We start from the raw sequence: 22,778 nt of genomic DNA on the forward strand, positions 1-22,778 counted from the left end.
CATTCTCGCGTTTGGGGCGCCCCACGACCGCCCCAAACGCAGAAATCCGCCCCAAACCCGGCAGGGAGACAGGGAGGCGGGGAGAAGGAGAGAGGGGGAGAGGGGGAGAGAGGGGAGGCGGGTTAGGGGGTTAGGAAGGGGGCCAGGAACGACGAGACCTCGGCGTGCATCTCGGCATCGGTCAGGGTCGGCGTGCCGTCGCCCGCCTGCGGGCCGTAGTCGCCGAAGGAGGCGTGGGCGGCACCGTCGAGCTCGACCAGCTCGGCGTCTTCGGGCAGCAGATGCCGGGCGTCCGCGATCTTCTCGGGCGTGGACAGACCATCCTCGCTACCGGACAGGCTCAACGTGGGCAGATCATCGGCCGAGAGATCGGTCGCGCAGTACGAACCGAACAGCACCAGGGCATCAGCATCGGCCGTCAACTGGCAGGCCCGGACGCCGCCCAGTGAGTGCCCACCCACGGCCCACGACGACACCGCCGGTGCCGCCGACGTGAACGAGTCCAGACCGCGCAGGTCGAAGAACGCGAGATTCAGCCACGGTCGGGTGATGACCACGGTCGTGCCCGCGGCCGCCGTATCCTGCAGGATCGCGGCGTACGCCCACGGATCGACCTTCGCGCCGGGGATGAACACCAGCCCGACATCGGAGGCACCGTCGGCAGGAGCCAGCACGATCCCCTCGGGCGCATCCGTCACGGTGATCGCCGGGTTCGCGCGCACCTCGGCCAGCGGCCCAGGCTCGGCCGCCATCACACCGACCTGACTCCACACCGCGACACCCAGTACGGCGAGCACGAGAAACGCGGCCACGCCGCCCAGGATCCATCGGGCAAGGCGTCGGCCGCGTCTTCTCTGCACGTGTTCAGATTTTACGGTGCTCAGGATGCCAGCTGCTGCTGGCGCACCCGCACGGCCGTCTCCACGGCCGAGAACAGCGGATGCTCCGCCTCGAGCCCGGTCACGGTCACGGTGAATGCCGCGGCATCCTCGGTGCGCTCGAGCTCCTGCATCTGCACGGACTGCTCGTCGGCCGGGTCGTCGAACGCCAGCGCCGCCGCGACCGCACCGACCAGGGCCGCCGTCGACAGGCCCCGCTCGGCGGCCATGGATGCCGGTCCGATGAACCGTTCGTGGCGCGAGAGCTTGCGCAGGGGCTGGCGGCCCACGCGCTGGACGGTGTCGACAAGCTCCGGGTTGCGGAACCGGTCGAGGATCGTCGCGCGATACACCGCCAGTTCGGCCGGGTCGAGGCCATGCACGGCGGTGAGGACCGCCGAGGTCTCTTCCAAGGCGGCGGAGACCGCGGCGGCGATGGCCGGGTCGGCGAGCGCGTCAGAGATGCGCTCAATGCCGGCCTGGGCGCCGAAGTATGCCGTCGCCGCGTGTCCGGTGTTGACCGTGAAGAGCTTCCGTTCGATGTACGGGCCGAGGTCCTCGACGAAGTGTGCGCCAGGGATCTCGGGCAGCGCGTCGCCGAACGGCGGCGCCTCGATGGCCCACTCGAAGTAGGGCTCGACGGTCACGTTGACGCCCGATCCCTCAGGCTGCGCCGGGACGATCCGGTCGACGGCGGTGTTGGCGAACACCGCGCGGGCGGTGAGCTCTGCGGCATCCTCTCCGGCAGCGTTCTCGATCTCGGCGCGCAGCAGGTCGGTCGCCCCGATCGCGTTCTCGCACGCCATGATCTGCACCGGCGCTGCACCTGCCGAGCGGCGCCGCAGGCCGGCGACGATCGACGGTGCGACGAAGCGCAGCACGGTCGGGCCCACCGCGGTGGTGACGACGTCGGCCGTGGCAACCTCATCGGCCACGACCTCCGGGTCCGTGCGGCTGTTCACCGCACGGAAGCCGGTGACCTCGTGGTCGACACCGCCGGGGCCGGCCTCGTGCACGGTGTAGCTGTCGACGGCGTTGATCGCGTCGACCAGCTGGTCGGCGACATCCGAGAAGACGACCTCGTAGCCACCCTGGTGCAGCAGCAGCCCGACGAACCCGCGCCCGATGTTGCCGGCGCCGAAGTGGACGGCCTTCATCCTTCGTTCACCGCCGAGAGCTCCGCGAACAGCTCATCTGCCGTGGCCACCCCGGCGAGGCGCGCCACGTCATCCTCGTCGGAGAAGAGGATGGCGATCTGCGAGAGGATCTCGAGGTGCTCGTCGCCGCGGCCGGCGATGCCGATCACGAAGTTCGCCCGCTCGCCCGCCCAGTCCACGCCGCCGTCGTACCGCACCACGGCGAGGGCGGAAGCAAGGATGGCATCCTTCGCATCGTTCGTGCCGTGCGGGATCGCCAGGCCGTTGCCCATGTACGTCGAGACGGTCGCCTCGCGCTGACGCATCGCGTCGAGGTAGGCCGGGGTGACGGCTCCCGCCGCCACGAGCATGTCGGCGACCTCCTGCAGGGCCTCCTCCTGGGTGGCGCTGCCCGGATGGATCCGAACCTGGTCGAGGGTGAGAACGCTCATCGTGTGTCCTTTCGGTGGCGGATGCTGCAAGTGGTGCGGCGGGACGGATGCCGTGGCACCCGCCCCGCCGGTCTGTGTCAGGCGTCGGTGCCGCGCTGTGCGCGAACCATCTCGACGACCTCTTCATACTTCGGGGAGTTCATGAAGTTGTCCACCGAAACATGCACGGCACCTGCGTTGCGGCCCTGGGCGCGCTCGGTCAGCTGCTGCTGCGTGATGATGAGGTCTTCGGTGCCATCGAGGTTCGCGATCGCCTTGTTGGTGATCGTGAGGTCTTCGATGCCGGCCTTCTTGAACTTGTTGCGCAGCACGCTCGCACCCATCGCGGAGGAGCCCATGCCGGCGTCGCACGCGAACACGATCGTCTTGATCTCGCGGTCGGTGGTGACGGCCGCGGCGCCGGCACCGCTCGAGGCGCGCAGCGCGTCCATCGCGGCGGACGACTTGCCCTTGTTGGCCTCGGTCTGCGCGATCGCCGCGCCGAACGTGTCGGCCTCGGCCGCCAGGTCACGCTTGCGCGAGGCCCGCAGGATCGCCGCCGTGATGAGGAACGTCACGGTCGCGGCGAGCAGCACCGACAAGTACACGACGAGCAGGTTCGCCACGCCACCGGCGGCCGGGGGGATCGCCGCCGCGGTCACGGCGATGATGCTGCCGGGGGCCGCAGGGAAGGCGAGACCGCCGCCGAGGAGCATGTTCGTGGTGACACCGGTCGCGCCACCGGCGATGAGGGCGAGGATGGTGGCCGGCTTGCTCAGCGCGTACGGGAAGTAGATCTCGTGGATGCCGCCGAAGAAGTGGATGATCGCCGCGCCCGGGGCCGAGGCCTTGGCCTGTCCGACACCGAAGAACGAGAAGGCGAGCAGCAGACCGATACCGGGGCCGGGGTTGGCCTCGATGAGGAAGAGGATCGACTTGCCGGCCTCTTCTGCCTGCTGCAGGGCGAGCGGGGTGAACACGCCGTGGTTGATGGCGTTGTTGAGGAACAGCACCTTCGCCGGCTCGACGACGATCGACAGCAGGGGCAGCAACTGGTACGTGACCAGCCAGTCGACGATCGCGCCGAGGAAGCTGCTGATGCCGAGCATCACCGGACCGAAGACGAAGAAGCCGACGATCGCGAGCAGCATGCCGAGGATGCCAGCCGAGAAGTTGTTCACCAGCATCTCGAAGCCGGCCTTGATCTTGCCGTCCCAGATGCTGTCCATCTTCTTGGTGATCCACGCCGCCAGCGGGCCCATGATCATCGCGCCGAGGAACATCGGGATGTTCGTGCCGACGATGACACCCATCGTGGCGATCGTGGCGACCACACCACCGCGCTCGCCGTAGACCATGCGGCCACCGGTGTTCGCGATCAGCAGGGGCAGAAGGTAGGTCACCATCGGGCCGACGAGACCGACGAACTGGGCGAAGGTGTTGCCCTCAGCGTCCTCGGCGAGGGCGGTCATGGCACCCGGCCAGTTGATGAGATCGGCGTTGCCGAAACCACCGATGAGGTCGGAGACGGGATGCCACCCGCCCAGCCAGCCGACTGAGATGAAGAGCATTGTGATGAAGCCCCACGCGATGAAGGCCGCGATGTTGGGCATGATCATGCCCGAGAGGAATGTGCCGAATCGCTGGACCGCGACGCGTGCACCTCCCGCGCGTGATGTCGTCGACGCCGTTGTCATGAGTGTGTCTCCTTGTGTGCTGCCGCGTTCTGGGCCGCGGCTCGGGCGGATGTCGCATCATCTGCGGCGAGGGCTGCCTCGGCGATGCGCTGGGCATCGGAGAGGGAGTGTGCGAGGAGGGTGGCTCGCACATCGGCAAGGGCGGAGGGTGCCATCGACAGCGATGTCGCGCCCAGGCCGACGAGGACGACCGCCAGCAGCGGGTCGGCCGCAGCCTCACCGCAAATGCCGACGGGCTTGCCGAGACGGGCGCCGGCGGCGCCCACCTCGCGCACCAGGCGCAGCACCGCGGGGTGCCACGGGTCCTGGAAACCGGCCACCGAGCCGAGCAGGCGGTCGGCGGCCATCGTGTACTGGGTGAGGTCGTTGGTGCCGATCGACGCGAAGTCGGCGTGCGCGAGCACTCGGTCGGCGAGCAGGGCGCTCGCCGGCACCTCGACCATGACGCCGGCCGTCTTCAGACCGTATTCGCGGGCGAGTCCGGTGAAGTAGACGGTCTCCTCGACGGTGGCGACCATCGGGGCCATCACCCAGAGGTCAGCCTCGGTTTCGGCATCCGCCTCGGCCAGCGCCGTGAGCTGCTCACGCAGGATGTCCTCGCTGGCGCGCAGGGCCCGCAGGCCACGCAGACCCAGGGCCGGGTTCTCCTCGTGTGCGTCGTTGAGGAACGCCAAGGGCTTGTCGGCGCCGGCATCCAGCATCCGCACCACGACCTTCTTGCCGGGGAACGCCGCCAGCAGCTCGCGGTAGGCCTCGCGCTGCTCGCCGACGGTCGGCGCCTGCGACGAGGACAGGAAGAGGAACTCGGTGCGGAACAGGCCCACACCTTCCGCACCGCGGGCGACGGCGTCGATCGCGTCTGCCGGCTTGCCGAGGTTGGCCAGCAGCGGAATGGCGGTGCCATCGGCCAGGGCACCCGGCGTGAGCGGAGCGGAGTCGGCCGAGGCGCGCTCAGCCGCCCGATGCGCAGCGCGCTCCAGCTCGTCGGCGGTGGGGTCAGTGGTGACGGTACCGGCCGCGGCATCCACGATGACCGTCTCGCCGGTCGCAAGTCCGGCGGCATCGGCCGCACCGACGATCGCGACGATGCCCTTCTCGCGGGCGAGGATCGCCGTGTGCGAGGTGGGGCCACCGTCGGTGGTCACCAAGGCGAGCACCTGATCCAGGTTCAGCAGGGCCGTGTCGGCGGGCGCGAGATCGCGGGCGACCAGCACGAACGGATGCCCGGGGTCGGGCACCCCGGGCGCCGAGACACCGCGCAGGTGTGCGAGCACACGCTGGGCGATGTCATCCAGGTCGGCTGCGCGCTCTCCGAGATAACCGCCGACAGCTTCGAGGGTGGCACGGAAGCCGGCGAAGGCGTCGTGCACGGCCCATTCGGCGGTGCTCCCTGCGTTGATGCGCGCATCGACCTCGTCTTGCAGCGTCGGGTCCTCGGCGATCATCGCCTGGGCCTCGAGCACTTCTTGTGCGGCCCCGCCTGCCTGCGCGCCGCGCTCTTCGAGACCACGGGCGACGGCCGTGATGGCCTCGCGCACCCGGGCGCGCTCGACGTCGCCGCCCTGCGTGCTGGGGGTGTTCTCCGGGGCCGGCAGGGCCTCGCTCATACGCTCGACAGGCCCCTGCGCAACGCCGAGGCCGATGCCCACTCCACGCAACTCGGTCATCCGGCTGCCTCCTGGTCGTGGTCGGTGGTGAGCAGCTCGGTGAGGGTGTCCAGCACGCCCTCCGCGCCGTCACCCTCCGCGGTGAGCGTGACGTAGTCGCCGTGCTCGATCGCGAGGGCGATGACACCGAGGATGCTCGCGGCGTTGACGGGCTTGCCGGAGTCCTTGGCAATCGTCACGGTCAGGCCTGAGTCCTTGGCCGCCTGCGCGAACAGTTTCGCGGGCCGGGCATGCAGCCCGTGTGAGGAGCCGATCCGGACGGTGCGTGAGAGCGTCATGGTGTTCCTTTCACCGGTGAGAGGTCAGAAGTTCGTGAGCGAGGGCCAGGGTGCGGGAGCCGTCGCGGTCGGAGAACACGTCGTCCGGCAGCAGCGCCACCGGAGCCTGGGTGGCCCGGCTGATGGCATCGAGGCGATCCGCCATGTGTGGGCCGAGCAGAACGAGATCGAACGACTCGGCCCCCACGCTTGCTTCGACGCCGGCGGCGGTGTGCCAGTCAAGACCCCTGTCTGTAGCGGCTCTTCTGAGCCGCTGCGCGACGAATGTGCTCGACGCCCCCGCGCCGCACACGATCAGGATCTTCATCGATGCCACCCTCCTGGGAACAGTCTGTGAAAGATGCGGAGTGCGCGCCACCATACTTCTTTCCGCCCCTGCGGAACATGCCCCGGCACCCGGAAGGCTCCGGGACTGGCAAGATGGGACGAGCATCGGAGCGAGCAGGAGGAACATGTCGCGACAGCGCCAGGATCAACTCCTCGCCACCCTGATTCGTCAGCGCGGCTGGGCGACCGCAGGAGCCCTCGCCGATCTGCTCGGCGTCACCCCGCGCAGCATCCGCTCGTACGTCGCCTCGGTCAATGTCCGCGTGCCCGGCGCGATCGAGTCGGGACCGGCGGGCTACCGGGCGGGGGACGCAGCCCGAGAGGCGCTGCAGGCCCGCACCGGGCCGGATTCCGCCCCCAGGGATCGCCTGCAACACCTTGTGCGGTCGCTGCTCAGCACGCCCGACGGCGTCGACGTGTTCGCCGCTGCGGCAGGGCTGCACGTCAGCGACGCGACGATCGAATCCGACCTGGCCAGGGTCAGGACCCGCCTGGACGGCAGCGGACTCACCCTCGAGCGCGATCGTGACAGGGTGCGCCTGCGTGGCTCGGAGGCGGCGCGCCGTCGACTGCTGAGTCGCTTGGCACATGACGAGATGGATGCCGCGTCGTTCCACCCTGACACCTTCCGGCGCGCGTTGATCGGCGACGCGGTGGATCCGCAGGCCGTGGCGCCCTTCAAGACCGCGCTGGTGCGCGAACTCGGCGGGCTGGGGTTCTATGTCAACGAGCTGGCGATCTCGGATGTGCTGCTGCACGTGGCGATCGCCGCCGACCGGGTCGCCGCAGGTCACGTGCTCGAAGCCGGTCAGCCCGCCGCACGCCCCGAGATCCCGCAGGTGGGGGAGGTGATCGCCCGGCTCGCCCAGGAGCACTTCGCCGTCAGCCTCGGCGCCGGCGACAGCGACCATCTGGCAATGCTCGTGCTCACCCGTGTGGTGGCTCCCGGCGATGATGCCGGAGGCGCTGCGGCTCGCAGCGGTGTCGACCCGACCGTGGAGGAGGCCGTGCGCGCCGAGATCGTGCGCGCCGCGATCGACTACGGCGTCGACCTCGACGACGACGCCTTTGTACTGCGACTCGCGTTGCACGTGCAGAATCTGCTGCGCCGCCACGAAGAACAGGGATTCACGCGCAACCCGCTCACCCGTTCGCTGAAGACCTCGTATCCGATGATCTTCGAGGTTGCGGTCTCGATCGCGAGCGGACTGCACGAACGACTGGGCACGCCTATCCACGACGACGAGATCGCCTACATCGCGATGCACGTCGGAGGACGCATGGAGCGCAGCCGCAAGGCCTCCACGATCCTCACCGCGACGATCGTCTGCCCCGGATATTACGAACTGCATGAGCTGCTGCGCTCGAGCGTCGACCGTTCGCTGGGGCAGGCCATCGAGGTGACTGGTGTGGTCACCGAGGTGAATCCGGACTGGACGGCCTTCGACACCGACCTCGTGCTCAGCACGATCGAGCCGGGGGCGCGGGGAGACCGGTTCGTGCGGATCCAGCCCTTCCTCACCGACACCGACATCGAGCGGGTGCAGCAGGCGGCGGGCCGCGTGCGACGCGGGCGTCGCCTGGCGCGGCTTCGCGAGGAGCTCGCCCGCTACTTCCACGCGGAGGCGTTCATCCGCCCGCTGCCGGATGAGGGCGAGGAGGCCATCATCCGTCGCCTGGGTGCCACGCTCACCGCCACCGGGCTCATCGGCGAGGACTACATCGAGAACACCATCCTGCGGGAGCGGATGTCATCGACCGCGTTCACCGACGCCCTCGCCGTGCCGCACGCGCTGCAGATGACCGCCGCGCGCACGGCGATCGCGATCGGCGTCGCCGACGGCTCGGCGGCCTGGGGCGACGGCCGGGTACAGGTCGTCGCGCTCGCCGCGTTCAGTGAGAGTGACCGCGCGGCGTTCCAGACCGTGTTCGAGCAGCTCGTCGAAGTGTTCAGCGAACGCGAGAGCGTGCAGCGCATCGTGCGCCGTGCGACGAGCTTCGAGTCGTTCCTCGACGAGCTCGTCGCCGTCATCGACGGCTGATCACCCGGCCGGTCAGAAGGCCCGGCCGGTCAGGAGGCGGGGTCGAGGACAGCCGCCATCTGGTCGAGCACGCCGTCGGCATCCCGCGGGGTCTCCAAGACCACCTCGTCGCCGGAGGCGAGCGCCAGATCCATCACCGCGAGCACGCTGCTCAGGTCGACTTCAGCGCCGCTGGTGGTGCGCAGCAGCACCGGGGCGGGATGCGACTGGGCCAACCGCACCAGCTCCGCGACAGGGCGCGCATGCGCGCCGTTGTGGGTGGTGATGGTCACTCGACGGGAAGGCATGTCTGGATCGTAGTCGTCTCCGGGCACCGGGCGGTCACCCGTCGCCCGGAGACCGACCGGCTCAGGCCGAGCGCTCCGCCAGGAGCGTGCGCACGGCATCCTCGAGTTCGGTGACGGCGACCGCCGCCTGCTCGGCGGAGTCGGCGCGCGCGTCGATGTAGACCTTCAGTTTCGGCTCCGTGCCGCTGGGGCGCACGATCACCCGGGAACCGTCCGTGAGGCGGTAGCGCAGCACATCGCCCGCCGGGGCACCGGCGACACCCGCCGCGAGATCCTCGGCGGCCGCGACGGTGCGCTCGCCGAATGCTGTCGGCGCCTGCGCTCGCAGCGAGGCCATCGTGTTCGAGATCACGCTGAGGTCATCCACGCGCAGCGACACCTGTCCGCTGGCGAAGTGACCGATCTGAGCGCCGAGCTCATCGAGCAGGCCCGCGATGGTCGTCTCGCGCTCCTTCGCCTCGGCCGCGAGGCCCAGCAGTGCGACAGCGGCCGAGAGGCCATCCTTGTCGCGCACCGTCTCCGGGTTCACCAGGTAGCCGAGGGCCTCCTCGAAACCGAACACCATGCCGGGGGCGCGGGAGATCCACTTGAAGCCCGTGAGGGTCTCGTGGAAGTCCAGCCCGTACGCCTCGGCGATCGCCCCGAGGCCGGGGGAGGAGACCAGCGAGCAGGCGAGCGATGCGCCAGGGGTGCCCTGTGCGGCGCGCGCGGCACGCCAGCCGAGCAGCAGGCCCACCTCGTTGCCGGTCAGGCGACGCCAGCCGCCGTCGGCCGCAGCATCCGGAACGGCGACGGCCAGGCGGTCGGCGTCGGGGTCGTTCGCGATGATGAACTCCGCACCGGTGCCGCGCGCGCGAGCGAACGACAGATCCATCGCGCCGGGCTCCTCGGGGTTCGGGAACGACACGGTGCGGAAGGTCGCGTCGGGCTGCAGTTGCGCGTCAACCGTGCGCGGGCGCGGATAGCCGGCGGCGTCGAGGATGCGCGCAAACGTCTCCCAGCCCACACCGTGCATGGCCGTGTACACCCAGCGCGTGCCCCGTGCCGCCTCGGGTGCCGGAGCGACGGCGGCGGTCGCGGCGATGTAGGCGTTCACGACGTCTTCGCCGGCGGTCTCGTAATCGGTCGACCTGGCCAGATCGGTGATCGGACCGGCCTCCGCCACCCGCTGGATGTGCCCGGCGATCTCTTCGTCGACGGGTGCGACGATCTGCGAGCCGTTGTCGGCACCACCCAGGTACACCTTGTACCCGTTGTCGTTCGGCGGGTTGTGGCTGGCGGTGACCATCACGCCCGCATCGGCCGACAGATGGCGCACGGCGAACGCGAGCACGGGCGTCGGCAGCAGGCGGGGCAGCAGGATGGCGCGCAGACCGGCGCCGGCGAAGATCTCGGCCGAGTCCTGCGCGAAGCGCCGCGAGTTGCGCCGACCGTCGTATCCGATCACCACGGTCGCGCGCGTGCCGGCGGCGCGTTCGGTGAGGAACGCGGCGAATCCGGCGGCCGCCTGGGTGACGAGCACCCGGTTCATGCGGTTGGTCCCCGCGCCGAGCTCGCCGCGCAAGCCGGCCGTGCCGAAGGCCAGGCGGGTGCCGAAGCGGTCGTCGAGGTCGGCGATCGCCGCGGCATCTCCGCCCCCGGCACGCGTGATCACCCCGGCGAGCTCATCGCGGGTTTCGGCATCGGGATCCTGGCGCATCCAGGCGCGGGCCTGGGCCAGCCGGTCGCTCACAGCGCCTCGATCACGCGGGCCAGCAGCGCGCTGATCACCGGTTCGGCCTCACGGCCGGCCTCGATGACCTCGGCGTGGCTGAGCGGGGTCTCCTGGATGCCGGCGGCGAGGTTGGTGATCAGCGAGAATCCGAGGATCTCCATGCCGGCCTCGCGGGCGGCGATCGCCTCGAGTGCGGTGGACATACCGACGATGTCACCGCCGATGCGCTTGGCCATCTGCACCTCGGCTGGCGTCTCGTAGTGCGGGCCGCGGAACTGGGTGTACACGCCCTCGTCGAGCGTCGGGTCGACGCCGCGGGCGACCTCGCGCAGGCGGGTCGAGTACAGGTCGGTGAGGTCGATGAACGTCGCGCCCTCTAGCGGGGAGTCCGCGGTGAGGTTGATGTGGTCGCTGATGAGCACCGGCTGGCCGGGCTTCCACGTCTCACGGACACCACCGGCGCCGTTGGTGAGCACCATGATCTTGGCGCCGGTGGCGGCGGCGGTGCGCACACTGTGCACCACGCGGCGCACGCCGTGGCCCTCGTAGTAGTGGGTGCGGGCGCCGATCACGAGAACGTGCTTGCCGTCCGGGGTGCAGATGCTGCGCAGCGTGCCCACGTGGCCGTCGAGGGCGGGCTTGGAGAAGCCGGTCACCTCGGTCGCGGGGATGGTCGCGACGGTCTCGCCGATGAGCTCGGCGGCCTTGCCCCACCCCGAGCCGAGCGTGAGGGCGATGTCGTGCTTCTCGACGCCGGTGAGCCGGGCGATGTCGGCGGCCGCGAGTGCGGCGATCTCGAACGGGTTCGCGTTCGGGTCGTCGAGGGGGTTGTCCTGATTTTCGGTCATAGGTCGAGTCTAGGAAGGTGACGTCGACCCTGCCAGGATTGCGGAAGAATGGAGAGCATGTCTCAGACCCCCTTTGCGAACACCCAGAGCATCGCTGTGCTCGGCGGCGGCCCCGGTGGCTACGAGGCGGCCCTTGCGGCCGCGCAGCTGGGTGCCGACGTCACCCTCGTCGAGGCGGTCGGCGTGGGTGGATCCGCCGTGCTCACCGACGTCGTGCCGTCGAAGAGCCTGATCGCCACCGCCGATGCCGCCGTCGCGATCGCTGAGGCCACCGACCTCGGCGTGCAGTTCTACGCCAAGGGTCAGAACGGCAAGCCGCTCAAGCCCGAGGTGGCCATCAACCTCGCGGCCGTCAACAAGCGTCTGCTGGCGCTCGCCGCCCAGCAGTCTGAGGACATGCGCGCGTCGCTGCTCGAGGCCGGTGTTCGCATCCTCCCCGGCTTCGGTCGTCTGGAGGGCACGAACGCGATCATCGTCTCAACTGCCCCCGGCGGCACGGACTTCGACCGCGTCGAGGCCGACACCATCGTCGTGGCCGTCGGCGCGTCGCCGCGGGAGCTGCCCACCGCCAAGCCGGACGGCAAGCGCATCCTCACCTGGACCCAGCTGTACGACATGAAGGAGGTGCCGGAGCACCTCGTCGTGGTGGGTTCCGGTGTCACCGGCGCGGAGTTCGCCTCGGCGTACATGAACCTCGGCTCCAAGGTGAGCCTCGTCTCGAGCCGTGAGCAGGTGCTGCCCGGTGAGGACAAGGATGCCGCCAAGGTGCTCGAGAAGGTGTTCCGTCGCGGCGGGATGCAGCTGCTGTCCAAGGCCCGCGCCGACCGCGTCGAGGCCACCGACACCGGCGTCATCGTGCACCTCGCCGACGGGCGCACCGTCGAGGGCAGCCACTGCCTCATGGCCGTCGGCTCGGTGCCCAACACCGCCGGCATCGGGCTGGAGGAGGCGGGCGTCGAGCTCACCGAGAGCGGCCACGTCCGCGTGAACCGCGTCGCGCGCACCTCGGTTCCCAACATCTACGCCGTCGGCGACTGCACGAACTTCTACCCGCTGGCCTCTGTGGCTTCGATGCAGGGCCGCACCGCGGTGTTCCACGCCCTCGGCGACATCGTGATCCCGCTCGATCAGGTCAAGATCACCGCCAACATCTTCACGGCCCCTGAGATCGCCACGGTCGGCTACTCGGAGCAGGACGTCGAGAACGGCGTCGCCGACGGCATCGTGTTCAAGCTGCCGCTGGCGGCCAACCCGCGCGCGAAGATGATGGGCATCAAGGACGGCTTCGTCAAGCTCATCGCGCGCAAGGGATCCGGCACGGTCATCGGCGGCGTCATCGTCGGCCCCAAGGCCTCGGAGCTCATCTACCCGATCGCCGTCGCCGTCGAACGACGCCTCACGGTCGATCAGGTCTCGCGCGTGTTCGCCGCCTACCCGTCGCTCTCGAGCAGCATCACGGATGCCAGCCGCGCGATGCACCAGGTCACCTCGGCCTGACCCGCACGCCGAACACGCGAAGGGCGCCCCACCTCGGTGGGGCGCCCTTCGCGTTGGAGTCTGTGTGACGTCAGGAGATCGTCAGCAGCTGGTGCCCGGCCGAGACGGTGGCACCGGCATCCGCGTTGATGTTGCCCACCACGCCGTCCTTGTGCGCCTGCAGCGGCTGCTCCATCTTCATCGCCTCGAGCACGACGACGAGGTCGCCCTTGACGACCTGCTGGCCCTCTTCGACGGCGACCTTGACGACGGTGGCCTGCATCGGCGACTTCACGGCGTCGCCGGAGGCTCCGGCGTTGGCAGTGGTGGCGTGGCTGCGGCGCGACGGCGGCACGGCGGCCGGGCGTCCGGCGGTGCCGGCGGCCACGGCGACGCGGTCGGGCAGGCTCACCTCGAGGCGCTTGCCGCCGACCTCGACGACGACCGTGTGACGGCCCTTGACCGACTCCGGCGACTCCAGCTCGCCGTCCCACGCGGGGATGTCGTTGACGAACTCGGTCTCGATCCAGCGGGTGTAGACGCCGAAGGTGCCGTCCTCCGCAGTGAACGCGGGGTCGCGCACCACCTTGCGGTGGAACGGCAGCACGGTGGGCATACCCGCGACCTCGAACTCGTCCAACGCGCGGCGGGAGCGCTCGAGCGCCTCTTCACGGTCCTTGCCGGTGACGATGATCTTCGCCAGCAGCGAGTCGAACGCGCCCGAGACCGAATCACCGGCGGTGACGCCGGAGTCGAGACGGATGCCGGGGCCGCCGAAGGTCTTGAAGACGTGGATCGGGCCGGGCTGGGGGAGGAACCCGCGACCCGGGTCCTCACCGTTGATGCGGAACTCGATCGAGTGCCCCTGCGGCTCGGGGTCGGCGTAGTCGATGGTGCCACCGGCGGCGATGCGGAACTGCTCGCGCACGAGGTCGATGCCGGTGACCTCTTCGGAGACCGGGTGCTCGACCTGCAGGCGGGTGTTCACCTCGAGGAACGACACGGTGCCGTCGGCGCCGATGAGGAACTCGCAGGTGCCGGCGCCGACGTAGCCGACCTCCTTGAGGATGGCCTTCGACGCGGTGTACAGCGCCTCGTTCTGCTCCGGGGTGAGGAACGGCGCGGGCGCCTCCTCGACGAGCTTCTGGTGGCGGCGCTGCAGGGAGCAGTCGCGGGTCGAGATCACGACGACATTGCCCTCGGCATCCGCCAGACACTGCGTCTCGACGTGACGCGGCTTGTCGAGGTACTTCTCCACGAAGCATTCGCCGCGACCGAAGGCGGCAACGGCCTCGCGCGTGGCCGACTCGAACAGCTCGGCGACCTCGTCGAGTTCCCGGGCGACCTTGAGGCCGCGACCGCCGCCGCCGTAGGCGGCCTTGATGGCGATGGGCAGACCGTACTGCTCGGCGAAGGCGATGACCTCGTCCGCGCCCGACACCGGGCCGGGGGTGCCGGGGGCGAGAGGGGCGCCCACCTTCTCGGCGACGTGGCGGGCGGTGACCTTGTCGCCGAGGGCCTCGATCGCGTCGGGTGACGGGCCGATCCAGGTCATGCCGGCGCCGATGACCGCGCGCGCGAAGTCGGCGTTCTCGGCGAGGAACCCGTAGCCGGGGTGCACGGCGTCGGCTCCGGCACGGCGGGCCACCGAGAGGATCTTGTCGATCTGCAGGTAGGTGTCGGCGCTGGTCGTGCCGTCGAGGGCATAGGCCTCGTCGGCGAGTCGCGTGTGCATCGCGTCGCGATCCTGGTCGGCGTACACGGCGACAGAGGAGATCCCGGAGTCCCGGGCGGCGCGGATGATGCGTACGGCGATCTCGCCGCGGTTCGCGATGAGCACCTTGGCGATATCAGGCATGAGGTTCAGCCTAGCGAGTGCGGGCGGGATCCTTTTGACGACTCTCCACAAGAAATCAGGCGAATCGTGTGGTGCTACTACCAGAGGTCGGTCCAGCGGACCCCGAGTTCGGTGGTGAGACGGCGCAGTGTCGACAGCGACATGCCCACCACGGTCGAGGGATCACCGTCGACGCGGGTGATGAAAGGGCCGCCCAGGCTGTCGACGGTGAAGGCCCCGGCCACGAGCAACGGCTCGCCGGATGCCACGTACGCCGCGATCTCTTCGTCGGAGATGTCATCGGCGAAGGTCACCGACGATTGGGCGACCGCGGCGGCCTCTTCGGGCTCGGCCCCCGGACGGAGGCGGAACACGCTGTGGCCGGAGTGCAGAACTCCGGTGGCGCCGCGCATCTCGTGCCAGCGACGCGTGGCCTCTTCGGCCGTGTAGGGCTTGCCGTACACCTGCCCGCCGAGCGCGAACATCGAGTCGCCGCCGATCACGAGCCCGTCGAAATCGGGCTGTTCGGCGGCGAGGCGCCCGGCCACCTCGGCGGCCTTCGCTCGCGCGAGCAGCAGCACCAGCTCTTCGGGAGCGAGCGCCGAGCCGCGCTCCTGCTCGGCGGCGGCTGCCACCGCATCCTCATCCACGAGGGGAGAGTCGGTGAGGGGTTCGATGCCCGCCTGCCGCAGCAGCATGAGACGGGCAGGGGAGGTGGAAGCGAGCATCACGCGCATGCCGTCCACGCTAGCCGGTATGGGATCCTGGAAGGATGACCTCCCCCGCGCGCGAGATGCTCGACCTCGACCTCACCGGATTCGCCCACGGCGGCACCGCCATCGCCCGGCATGAAGGGCGTGTCGTGTTCGTCGCCGATGCCATCCCTGGTGAGCGCGTACGCGCCCGCCTCGATGAAGGCGCCGGTGCGGATCGGCGGTTCTGGCGCGCCGACACCGTCGAGGTGCTCGAGGCCTCGCCGCATCGCCGCGCGCACGTGTGGGCAGAGGCAGGTCTCGACCGCGACCCGCAGGATCGTGCCGGCGGCGCCGACTTGGGCCACATCGAGATCGGCCACCAGCGGGTTCTCAAGCAGCAGGTGCTGCAGGAGGCGCTGGACCGGTTCGCCGGCGAGGGACTCGTGGCGCCCGAGGTCGAGGCGCGGGGGAGCGAGGACGGCACCGCGTGGCGCACGCGCGTGACCCTGCACGTCGGCGACGACGGGCGCATCGGCCCGTATGCCGCCCGGAGCCACCGGGTGATCGAGGTGGCATCGCATCCGCTCGCTCGCCCTGCCGTCGCTGCCGAGGCGCTGTCGCTGCGCGGCCTGCAGCCGGGCCGTGTCGATCTCGTCGAGCCCGCCGACGGCCGAGTCCGGGTGCTCCCGCGGCCCGAGCGCGGGCGTCGCGCGAGCGGTCGACGCAGTCAGGGCGCGCGTCCGCGCGAACAGCAGGTGGTCGAGCGGGTCGCCGGCCGCGAGTTCGCCCTCGACGCCGGCGGGTTCTGGCAGGTGCATCCGGATGCCGCCACGACCCTGCACGACGCGGTCGACGACATGATCGCCGGCCGGGTCGATGCGGATGCCACCCACTTCGACCTCTACGGCGGCGTCGGTCTGTTCTCCGCGACGCTCGCCGGCCGCGGCGCAACCGACATCGTCACCGTCGAATCCGACCGGCGCGCGACAGAGCACGCCGCCCGCAACCTCATCGACCTGGACGTGCAGGCCGTCACCGACCGTGTCGACCGCTTCCTCGCCGGCATCCCGGCCGAGACCAGGGCCGGCGTCGTCGTACTCGACCCGCCGCGTTCGGGTGCGGGTCGCGCCGTGGTCGAGTCGCTGGATGCGCTCGACCCCGAGGCCATCGCCTACGTCGCGTGCGACCCGGTGGCGCTCGCGCGCGACCTCGGCACCTTCCGCGAGAAGGGATGGCAGGTGCAGATGCTGCGGGCCTTCGACCTGTTCCCGCACTCGCACCACTTCGAGACCGTCGCCCTGCTGGCCCGGTGAACGCCGCGCGGCTCGGTAGGCTGTGTAAATGAGCACCGTCGCCCTCATCGACGACCACGAATCCGTCCGACTCGGCCTGGAGGCCGCGTGTCTGCGCGACGGTCAGCAGGCGGTCGTGTTCTCCGGCGCCTCCGTCAAGGAGTACCTGGCCTGGCGGGCGACCGCCGATGCCCCGCCGGTGGATGTCGTCGTGCTGGACCTCACCCTCGGTGACGGCACCACCGTGACCGAGAACGTGGCGACCCTGGTCGCCGACGGGGCAAGCGTGGTCATCCACAGCGTCGCCGACCGGCCGACTGCCGTGCGCGAGGCCCTGGTCGCGGGTGCGGCGGGCGTGGTCAGCAAATCCTCCGCGCTGGATGACGTGCTCGACGCGATCCACACAGTGGCCAGGGGAGAGGCCCTGAACAACGTGGAGTGGGCGAGTGCCGTAGACGGCGACCGCGAGTTCGCCGACGCACAGCTGTCCTCGCGCGAACGCGAGGTGCTGCGCCTGTACGCCACCGGTCTCCCGCTGAAGGCCGTCGCCGACCGGCTGGGCGTCGCGTATTCGACCGCCAAGGAGAACATCACCCGCGTGCGCGTGAAATACGTCGAGGTCGGGCGTCCAGCGCCGACGAAGGTCGACCTCTTGCGCCGCGCGATGGAAGACGGGCTGGTCGCGCCGGACGGAGCCACGAGTGCCGGCAGCTGACGCCCGCGCGATCCGCGCGGCGTGGAGCCAGATCCCCGCGCCCGAGGCGGGGTCTGCGCAGTTCGAGCGGTTCACCGGGCAGCGTATGGAGCGCATCCTGCAGATCGTCGCAGCGCTCGGCTCGACCGTGCTCGGTGCGCAGGCCCTGATCGCTGCGATCTCAAGCCTCAGCACGCCCGACGTGCCGCGGATCGCCATGATGGTGCTCGTGTTCGGGCCGCTGCTGGCGATGATCATCGGGTGCCTCACCGGACGCTGGGCCAAGCAGACCTCCGGCGTGTTCGCCGTCGCCTACGTCGTCGCCCTTCTGCTGTGGCCGTTCGTGCTCGATCTCTCGGCGCCGGCCGCGGCGAACGATCAGCCCTGGATCTTCTTCTTGGTCAACATCGGTGTCGTCGCCGCGCTGATCGCCTTCCCCGCACCGCTGCAGTTCGCCTGGGCCGCCGGCCTGCCCTTCGTGTACGGCTACGTGCGCCTCGTGCAGGGCGAGTTCGCGCAGGGGTTCTGGATCACGACCGGATTCGACGTGTCGTTCACCCTCATCCTCGGCATGGTGATCATCTCGCTCGGCTGGATGTTCCGTCAGGTCGCGAGCGGCGTCGACGAGGTGCGCTCGCGTGCCGTCACCGCCTACGCCGCTGCCGCCGCGGCCACGGCGGCAGAAGAAGAGCGCGTGGCCGTGGCCGCGCTCATGCACGACAGCGTGCTCGCCGCGCTGATCTCAGCAGAGCGCGCCTCGACCGACCGCGAACGTGATCTGGCGGTGGCCATGGCCCGTGAAGCGCTCACCCGTCTGGCCAACACCGAGGCATCCTTCGCCCAGGAGGGCAACGAGACGCCAGTGGCGGTCAGTCAGATCGCCTCCGAGTTGCGGCGTTCGCTCTCCGAGCTCGGGGCGGATGCCGTGGTCGAGGAACGGGGCGCGCACGCGGTCGTCCCCGAGCGGGTGGCGCGGGCCATGGTGCTCGCTGCCCGACAGGCGATCGGCAACGCGTTCAGCCACGCCGAGGGGCGCGGTCTGCACGTGGTCGTGGATGCGTCTCCTGCCACGCCGTTGCGGGTGCTCGTGCAAGACAACGGGCCCGGATTCGACCTCGACAGCATCGGTGAGGATCGCCTCGGCATCCGGGCATCGATCATCGCCCGCATGGCGGCCGTGGCCGGCACCGCTGACATCCGGTCCGATGCCGCGGGCACGGTCGTCGAACTCACCTGGAGGCAGCGATGACGCGCACCGTCCGCAGCATGCTGACCGCCCTCGCGCTCGGATTCGCGGTCTACTTCGTCGCCAGGGCCGTGTGGTGGGTCGAGCAACCTGCTGCGCCGCTCCTGATGGTGGCCGGCATCGGTGTGTACCTCACGTCGGTCCTGATCGCGGTGCTCGCCGACTCTGCCACACACGTGCGGATGCCCCTGTGGGCGGCCGTGCAGGCGCTGGTCGCCGGCGCGGTGGTGCCTTCGCTGGTCAGCCTGGCACTGGAGCCGGCGATGCGCGTGGCCGGCTTCGCCACCTGGTACATCGGCGCAGTCGGTGTGCTCGGTGTGGTGTGCATCGTGCGGCGACGGGCGCTGTTCGGCTGGGCGGTCCTCGTGGTGCTCACCGTCTCTGCCTGCGCGTACCTCGGTGTCGGCGGGGCGTTCAACCTCGGCCTCGTCGGCTCGATCACCTGGATCACCCTGGCGCAGCTGCTCGTGTTCTTCTGGGACCGGGCCGTGCGCGACACGGAGCGGTTCGCCGACATCCAGCGAGCGGTGTCGTCGTGGCATGCCACGCAACTCGTGCGCCAGCGGGAGCGTCGCCTGCGGGTGCAGATGGCCCTCGCCGTCGCCGGGCCGGTACTGGGGCGCACCGTGGCCACGGGCGGGCACCTGACCGAGGAGGAGCGCCTGGAGGCGCGTCTGGCCGAGGGACGGTTGCGCGATGAGCTGCGCGGCGCGAGCCTGCTCAACGACGCCGTGCGCGATGCGATCCAGGATGCCCGGCGGCGCGGCGTGATGGTGACCGTGTTCGACGAGGGCGGACTCGACGAGGTCGACGAAGCGCGTCGGGCCGAGATCCGCGATGAGCTGGCCGATGTGCTGGCCGCCGTGCGGTCAGATCGGGTGATCATCCGCGCCGGGCGTGACGAGGTCATCGCTGTGACGGTGGTCGGGCGTGCGGCGGCGGGCGCTTCGCACGATGAGGATTCCGTGGACCTCTGGCACGAGATCCGCCGGGTGGCGCCCGACGGCGCAGCCTCCGCTCAGTGAGAGCCGATCTGCGCGCGTAGAGCGCGGATGCACGAGCACGCAGAAGCGTGGCGGGAAGAGATGGGCGAGGGGCGGCGAAGCCGCCCGCCCCTCGCCAGTTGCGGAACAGCTACCCGAAAACTGTCCGCAGATGGGCGGTGTAACGTCTGTCTACCCTGGGACAGAGCGACCGCCTAACGCGAAGCGTTGGTATAAGTCTCTCGATCTGCAAGCAGTCTGTCTGTAGGTATTTCGGGGGACACGCGTAGATTCTGGACTCAGCCCGAAAATCGACCCCAGGGAATGTCTCGACGCAAGGGTCGGCGGATGCCGCGCTGCGTGCGCTGCCAGGCCGAGACGTGGGGCTCCTCGGCGACCGCATCCGCCGCTTCGCGCGTGTAGGCGTCGCTGACGACCGCGATGAGAGCTGCGAGCTCCTCCGCTGTGGGGGAGCCTCGCAGGATCTCCATCGCCGGCTGCTCGGTGTTCTCGCTCACAGCGGGATGTTCCCGTGCTTCTTCGGCGGCAGCTCCGAACGCTTGCCACGCAGGGCGCGCAGCGCCTTGGCGACTGCGACGCGGGTGCCGGCGGGCTCGATGATGCCATCGATCTCGCCACGCTCTGCGGCAAGGAACGGGGAGGTCACGCTATAGGTGTACTCGTTGGCCAGGCGGGTGCGCACGGCAGCGACGTCTTCGCCGGCCTCTTCAGCGCGCTTGATCTCGCCACGGTAGAGGATGTTGACCGCGCCCTGGCCGCCCATCACGGCGATCTCCGCGGTCGGCCACGCGAGATTCACGTCGGCGCCGAGCTGCTTGGAGCCCATCACGATGTACGCACCGCCGTAGGCCTTTCGCAGGATCACCGTCACCAGCGGCACCGTGGCCTCGGCGTAGGCGTAGATGAGCTTCGCGCCACGGCGGATGACGCCGGTCCACTCCTGGTCGGTGCCGGGCAGGTAGCCGGGCACGTCGACGAGCGTGACGATCGGGATCGAGAAGGCGTCGCAGAAGCGCACGAAGCGGCTGGCCTTCTCGCCGGCCTCGATGTTCAGCGTGCCGGCCATCTGCGACGGCTGGTTGGCGATGATGCCGACCGAACGGCCCTCGACGCGGCCGAAACCGATCACGATGTTCGGGGCGAACAGCGGCTGCACCTCGAGGAAGTCTCCCTCGTCGACGACGTGCTGGATGACCGTGTGGATGTCGTAGGGCTGGTTGGGGGAGTCGGGGATGATCGTGTTCAGCACACGGTCGGCATCCGTCGTCTCAAACTCGAAGCCACTCTCGTAACCCGGCAGCTCTGCCATGTTGTTGTCGGGCAGGTAGCTCAGCAGCGTGCGCGCATAGTCGAGCGCATCGTCCTCGTCAGAGGCGAGGTAGTGGGCGACACCGGAGCGGGTGTTGTGCGTGTACGCGCCACCGAGCTCCTCCATGCCGACGTCCTCGCCGGTGACGGTCTTGATCACGTCGGGGCCGGTGACGAACATCTGGCTGGTCTTGTCGACCATGATCACGAAGTCGGTCAACGCCGGGCCGTACACGGCGCCACCGGCGGCCGGACCCATGATGATCGAGATCTGCGGGATGACGCCCGAGGCGCGCGTGTTCAGGCGGAAGATCTCTCCGTACTTGCTCAGTGCCAGCACGCCCTCCTGGATGCGCGCGCCGCCTGAGTCGAGGATGCCGACGATGGGCATGCCGCCCTGCAGTGCGAACTCCATGATCTTGATGATCTTGTCGCCGGCGACCTCGCCGAGGGATCCGCCGAAGGTGGTGAAGTCCTGCGAGTACACCGCCACCGTGCGGCCGTGGATGGTCGCGACACCCGTGACGACAGAGTCACCGTACGGGCGGTTGCGGTCCATGCCGAAGGCGGTGGTGCGGTGCCGCACGTACTCATCGAACTCGACGAAGCTGCCGTTGTCGACGAGAAGCTCGATGCGCTCGCGGGCAGTCATCTTGCCCTTGGCGTGCTGCTTCTCCTGGGCGATCTTCTCCGGTTCGACGACCGCCTCGGTGAAGCGGGCGCGGAGGTCCGCGATCTTGGCGGCCGTGGTCGAGAGGTCAGGGGTGTCCGTCACGAATTCCACACTAGCGCCGGGGCGCGCGCTGCCGTTGGATGCTCGCCACAATGCCCGGCCAGATCCTTTGGCGGATCAGCGGCGTTCGGCCGAGGTCGGCGGCCCGGGCAGGTCGGCCGGCTCCTCGGATGCCGGCTCGATCGCATCCTTGGGTCGTCGGCGAAGCATCCCTCCGGCCTTCTGTCCTGCGTCGCCGACGCGACGGCCGACCGCTCCGACGCCACGGGCGACGGTGCCTGCCGTTGAGGCGACGGCCGAGCCGACGCTGCGTGCGCCGTGCAGCATCCGTACCTCGACCTTTCGGGTGCCCTCCACGGGCTCGAGCTCGGGCGGCAGCTGGAAAGGCGGCGCGGGGAACGCGCGGCGCGAGGTGGTGAGCACGCGGCGACCCAGCAGGTGATTGCCCGCCCCGCCGACGGCGGCGCCGATGCCGAAGGGCAGGGCCTTGCCGATGAAGGACGCGCCGCCCCGGGCAGCGAACTGATGCACGAACGCGGTCTTGAGTCGATCGACCAGCGGACCCACCGCGGCGCGGGGGAGGGACTTTGTGATCAGCTCGCCCCAGTACGTCTGACGGGCTGCGCCCTTGCCGGTGGCTTGGTGCGCCAGCTGCGAGACGAGGTCGACGCCCTCCTTGCCCAGCATGAGGGTCATCACCAGGGCCCGGGCGCGGTCGGGGTTCTCAATCGCGATGCCATGCACCTCGGCGATCGACTGCGCGAACAGGGCAGTGGACTCCATGAAGCCGACCGTCTCGACGCCAGAGAGCGCGAGAGTGACACCGGTGCCGATGCCGGGGATCACGGCGGTCGCGCCGACGGCCGCGCCGCCGGTGGTCACAGCGGCGAGGTAGCGGTTCTCGAGGATGCGGATGATCTCGGCCGGCGTCGCGTGCGGGTGGCGCAGCCGGATGCTGCGCAGGTGCGCGACGACGAAGGGGCGCTGCACGGCGAGTACGCGGTCGATTCCGCGCACAGTGAGGGGGTGCTCCGGGGAGCCAGGGGGCGGGACGGGAGTGTCCCACGGGGCGTCGGCCGGGAGCGAGTGGATCTTGTGCACCTTTTCGCGCATGGGGAGATCCTATGCACGGCATCCGCAAGAACGCCGAGAGCCCGCCCCGACGGATCGGGGCGGGCTCTCGGTGAC

The 22,778-nt window shown here is 69.9% G+C and carries 21 protein-coding genes; 6 read left to right on the forward strand and 15 right to left on the reverse strand.

What is annotated here, in order from left to right:
• Nucleotides 1-122: 122 nt before the first annotated feature.
• From WDU93_RS12360 to WDU93_RS12390, 7 genes are all read right to left on the reverse strand, one after another.
• Nucleotides 123-860 (reverse strand): alpha/beta hydrolase, encoded by a 738-nt coding sequence (locus WDU93_RS12360; RefSeq protein ID WP_337321064.1) that lies wholly within the window; start codon nucleotides 858-860, stop codon nucleotides 123-125.
• Between the two features lie 20 nt (nucleotides 861-880).
• Nucleotides 881-2,035 (reverse strand): mannitol-1-phosphate 5-dehydrogenase, encoded by a 1,155-nt coding sequence (locus WDU93_RS12365; RefSeq protein ID WP_337321066.1) that lies wholly within the window; start codon nucleotides 2,033-2,035, stop codon nucleotides 881-883.
• A complete protein-coding gene (locus WDU93_RS12370; protein WP_337321068.1) occupies nucleotides 2,032-2,466 on the reverse strand; it encodes a PTS mannitol transporter subunit IIA in 435 nt (144 codons plus the stop codon). The genes WDU93_RS12365 and WDU93_RS12370 overlap by 4 nt, the downstream gene beginning before the upstream one ends.
• Nucleotides 2,467-2,543: 77 nt before the next feature.
• Nucleotides 2,544-4,142, reverse strand: coding sequence for a PTS mannitol transporter subunit IIBC (locus WDU93_RS12375; RefSeq protein ID WP_337321070.1), 1,599 nt, complete (start codon nucleotides 4,140-4,142; stop codon nucleotides 2,544-2,546).
• Complete coding sequence (gene ptsP / locus WDU93_RS12380) at nucleotides 4,139-5,809, reverse strand: phosphoenolpyruvate--protein phosphotransferase (RefSeq protein WP_337321071.1); 1,671 nt, start codon at nucleotides 5,807-5,809, stop codon at nucleotides 4,139-4,141. The genes WDU93_RS12375 and ptsP overlap by 4 nt, the downstream gene beginning before the upstream one ends.
• Entirely contained in the window at nucleotides 5,806-6,087 is a 282-nt protein-coding gene (locus tag WDU93_RS12385) for an HPr family phosphocarrier protein (protein ID WP_337321074.1), read from the reverse strand. The genes ptsP and WDU93_RS12385 overlap by 4 nt, the downstream gene beginning before the upstream one ends.
• Before the next feature lie 10 nt (nucleotides 6,088-6,097).
• Nucleotides 6,098-6,394, reverse strand: a complete 297-nt coding sequence (locus WDU93_RS12390; RefSeq protein WP_337321076.1) for a PTS sugar transporter subunit IIB — start codon at nucleotides 6,392-6,394, stop codon at nucleotides 6,098-6,100.
• A 145-nt stretch (nucleotides 6,395-6,539) separates the two neighbouring features.
• Here WDU93_RS12390 and WDU93_RS12395 point away from each other — a divergent pair, with 145 nt between their 5' ends.
• Nucleotides 6,540-8,456 (forward strand): BglG family transcription antiterminator, encoded by a 1,917-nt coding sequence (locus WDU93_RS12395; protein ID WP_337321078.1) that lies wholly within the window; start codon nucleotides 6,540-6,542, stop codon nucleotides 8,454-8,456.
• Between the two features lie 29 nt (nucleotides 8,457-8,485).
• Here the strand turns inward: WDU93_RS12395 and WDU93_RS12400 are convergent, their stop codons facing one another.
• From WDU93_RS12400 to WDU93_RS12410, 3 genes are all read right to left on the reverse strand, one after another.
• On the reverse strand, nucleotides 8,486-8,743 hold the full coding sequence (locus WDU93_RS12400) for an HPr family phosphocarrier protein (protein WP_337321080.1): 258 nt from the start codon (nucleotides 8,741-8,743) through the stop codon (nucleotides 8,486-8,488).
• 61 nt (nucleotides 8,744-8,804) lie between these two features.
• Nucleotides 8,805-10,442, reverse strand: coding sequence for a phospho-sugar mutase (locus WDU93_RS12405; RefSeq protein WP_337321233.1), 1,638 nt, complete (start codon nucleotides 10,440-10,442; stop codon nucleotides 8,805-8,807).
• A gap of 29 nt (nucleotides 10,443-10,471) precedes the next feature.
• The gene (locus tag WDU93_RS12410) at nucleotides 10,472-11,305 is read right to left on the reverse strand and encodes a purine-nucleoside phosphorylase (protein WP_337321082.1); all 834 of its coding nucleotides are present in this window, start codon (nucleotides 11,303-11,305) and stop codon (nucleotides 10,472-10,474) included.
• 48 nt (nucleotides 11,306-11,353) lie between these two features.
• Here WDU93_RS12410 and WDU93_RS12415 point away from each other — a divergent pair, with 48 nt between their 5' ends.
• On the forward strand, nucleotides 11,354-12,802 hold the full coding sequence (locus WDU93_RS12415) for an NAD(P)H-quinone dehydrogenase (protein ID WP_337321084.1): 1,449 nt from the start codon (nucleotides 11,354-11,356) through the stop codon (nucleotides 12,800-12,802).
• 70 nt (nucleotides 12,803-12,872) lie between these two features.
• On the opposite strand, the gene WDU93_RS12420 is transcribed toward WDU93_RS12415, so the two are convergent.
• Both WDU93_RS12420 and WDU93_RS12425 read right to left on the reverse strand, forming a co-directional pair.
• Nucleotides 12,873-14,639 (reverse strand): acetyl/propionyl/methylcrotonyl-CoA carboxylase subunit alpha, encoded by a 1,767-nt coding sequence (locus WDU93_RS12420; protein WP_337321086.1) that lies wholly within the window; start codon nucleotides 14,637-14,639, stop codon nucleotides 12,873-12,875.
• Nucleotides 14,640-14,716: 77 nt separating this feature from the next.
• Nucleotides 14,717-15,355 (reverse strand): Maf family protein, encoded by a 639-nt coding sequence (locus tag WDU93_RS12425; RefSeq protein ID WP_337321088.1) that lies wholly within the window; start codon nucleotides 15,353-15,355, stop codon nucleotides 14,717-14,719.
• Nucleotides 15,356-15,390: 35 nt separating this feature from the next.
• On the opposite strand from WDU93_RS12425, the gene WDU93_RS12430 reads away from it, so the two are divergent.
• The 4 genes from WDU93_RS12430 to WDU93_RS12445 are packed head-to-tail and all read left to right on the forward strand — an operon-like array spanning nucleotide 15,391 to nucleotide 19,570.
• Nucleotides 15,391-16,626 carry a class I SAM-dependent RNA methyltransferase gene (locus WDU93_RS12430; RefSeq protein ID WP_337321091.1) on the forward strand — a complete coding sequence of 412 codons (1,236 nt, stop codon included), beginning with the start codon at nucleotides 15,391-15,393 and terminating at the stop codon, nucleotides 16,624-16,626.
• A 28-nt stretch (nucleotides 16,627-16,654) separates the two neighbouring features.
• Entirely contained in the window at nucleotides 16,655-17,320 is a 666-nt protein-coding gene (locus tag WDU93_RS12435) for a response regulator transcription factor (RefSeq protein WP_337321092.1), read from the forward strand.
• The gene (locus tag WDU93_RS12440; RefSeq protein WP_337321094.1) at nucleotides 17,307-18,548 is read left to right on the forward strand and encodes a sensor histidine kinase; all 1,242 of its coding nucleotides are present in this window, start codon (nucleotides 17,307-17,309) and stop codon (nucleotides 18,546-18,548) included. Before WDU93_RS12435 ends, WDU93_RS12440 begins: the two co-directional genes overlap by 14 nt.
• A complete protein-coding gene (locus tag WDU93_RS12445) occupies nucleotides 18,545-19,570 on the forward strand; it encodes a hypothetical protein (RefSeq protein WP_337321096.1) in 1,026 nt (341 codons plus the stop codon). Before WDU93_RS12440 ends, WDU93_RS12445 begins: the two co-directional genes overlap by 4 nt.
• Before the next feature lie 257 nt (nucleotides 19,571-19,827).
• Here the strand turns inward: WDU93_RS12445 and WDU93_RS12450 are convergent, their stop codons facing one another.
• The 3 genes from WDU93_RS12450 to WDU93_RS12460 all read right to left on the reverse strand — a co-directional run bounded on the left by WDU93_RS12450 (nucleotide 19,828) and on the right by WDU93_RS12460 (nucleotide 22,703).
• On the reverse strand, nucleotides 19,828-20,046 hold the full coding sequence (locus WDU93_RS12450) for an acyl-CoA carboxylase subunit epsilon (RefSeq protein WP_420064090.1): 219 nt from the start codon (nucleotides 20,044-20,046) through the stop codon (nucleotides 19,828-19,830).
• Entirely contained in the window at nucleotides 20,043-21,632 is a 1,590-nt protein-coding gene (locus WDU93_RS12455; RefSeq protein ID WP_337321098.1) for an acyl-CoA carboxylase subunit beta, read from the reverse strand. The genes WDU93_RS12450 and WDU93_RS12455 overlap by 4 nt, the downstream gene beginning before the upstream one ends.
• 75 nt (nucleotides 21,633-21,707) lie before the next feature.
• Nucleotides 21,708-22,703: a hypothetical protein gene (locus WDU93_RS12460; RefSeq protein WP_337321099.1), complete on the reverse strand. Its 996-nt coding sequence runs from the start codon at nucleotides 22,701-22,703 to the stop codon at nucleotides 21,708-21,710.
• Nucleotides 22,704-22,778: the final 75 nt, after the last annotated feature.

The organism is Microbacterium istanbulense (genome assembly GCF_037204145.1).
GTDB classification, from domain to species: Bacteria; Actinomycetota; Actinomycetes; order Actinomycetales; family Microbacteriaceae; genus Microbacterium; species Microbacterium istanbulense.

What these genes read in the sequence shown, in the direction of transcription:
- WDU93_RS12365 (WP_337321066.1), bottom strand. Translation starts at nt 2,035, where the DNA reads ATGAAGGCCGTCCACTTCGGCGCCGGCAACATCGGGCGCGGGTTCGTC.
- WDU93_RS12370 (WP_337321068.1), bottom strand. Translation starts at nt 2,466, where the DNA reads ATGAGCGTTCTCACCCTCGACCAGGTTCGGATCCATCCGGGCAGCGCC.
- WDU93_RS12375 (WP_337321070.1), bottom strand. Translation starts at nt 4,142, where the DNA reads ATGACAACGGCGTCGACGACATCACGCGCGGGAGGTGCACGCGTCGCG.
- ptsP (WP_337321071.1), bottom strand. Translation starts at nt 5,809, where the DNA reads ATGACCGAGTTGCGTGGAGTGGGCATCGGCCTCGGCGTTGCGCAGGGG.
- WDU93_RS12385 (WP_337321074.1), bottom strand. Translation starts at nt 6,087, where the DNA reads ATGACGCTCTCACGCACCGTCCGGATCGGCTCCTCACACGGGCTGCAT.
- WDU93_RS12390 (WP_337321076.1), bottom strand. Translation starts at nt 6,394, where the DNA reads ATGAAGATCCTGATCGTGTGCGGCGCGGGGGCGTCGAGCACATTCGTC.
- WDU93_RS12395 (WP_337321078.1), top strand. Translation starts at nt 6,540, where the DNA reads ATGTCGCGACAGCGCCAGGATCAACTCCTCGCCACCCTGATTCGTCAG.
- WDU93_RS12400 (WP_337321080.1), bottom strand. Translation starts at nt 8,743, where the DNA reads ATGCCTTCCCGTCGAGTGACCATCACCACCCACAACGGCGCGCATGCG.
- WDU93_RS12405 (WP_337321233.1), bottom strand. Translation starts at nt 10,442, where the DNA reads ATGCGCCAGGATCCCGATGCCGAAACCCGCGATGAGCTCGCCGGGGTG.
- WDU93_RS12410 (WP_337321082.1), bottom strand. Translation starts at nt 11,305, where the DNA reads ATGACCGAAAATCAGGACAACCCCCTCGACGACCCGAACGCGAACCCG.
- WDU93_RS12415 (WP_337321084.1), top strand. Translation starts at nt 11,354, where the DNA reads ATGGAGAGCATGTCTCAGACCCCCTTTGCGAACACCCAGAGCATCGCT.
- WDU93_RS12420 (WP_337321086.1), bottom strand. Translation starts at nt 14,639, where the DNA reads ATGCCTGATATCGCCAAGGTGCTCATCGCGAACCGCGGCGAGATCGCC.
- WDU93_RS12425 (WP_337321088.1), bottom strand. Translation starts at nt 15,355, where the DNA reads ATGCGCGTGATGCTCGCTTCCACCTCCCCTGCCCGTCTCATGCTGCTG.
- WDU93_RS12430 (WP_337321091.1), top strand. Translation starts at nt 15,391, where the DNA reads ATGACCTCCCCCGCGCGCGAGATGCTCGACCTCGACCTCACCGGATTC.
- WDU93_RS12435 (WP_337321092.1), top strand. Translation starts at nt 16,655, where the DNA reads ATGAGCACCGTCGCCCTCATCGACGACCACGAATCCGTCCGACTCGGC.
- WDU93_RS12445 (WP_337321096.1), top strand. Translation starts at nt 18,545, where the DNA reads ATGACGCGCACCGTCCGCAGCATGCTGACCGCCCTCGCGCTCGGATTC.
- WDU93_RS12460 (WP_337321099.1), bottom strand. Translation starts at nt 22,703, where the DNA reads ATGCGCGAAAAGGTGCACAAGATCCACTCGCTCCCGGCCGACGCCCCG.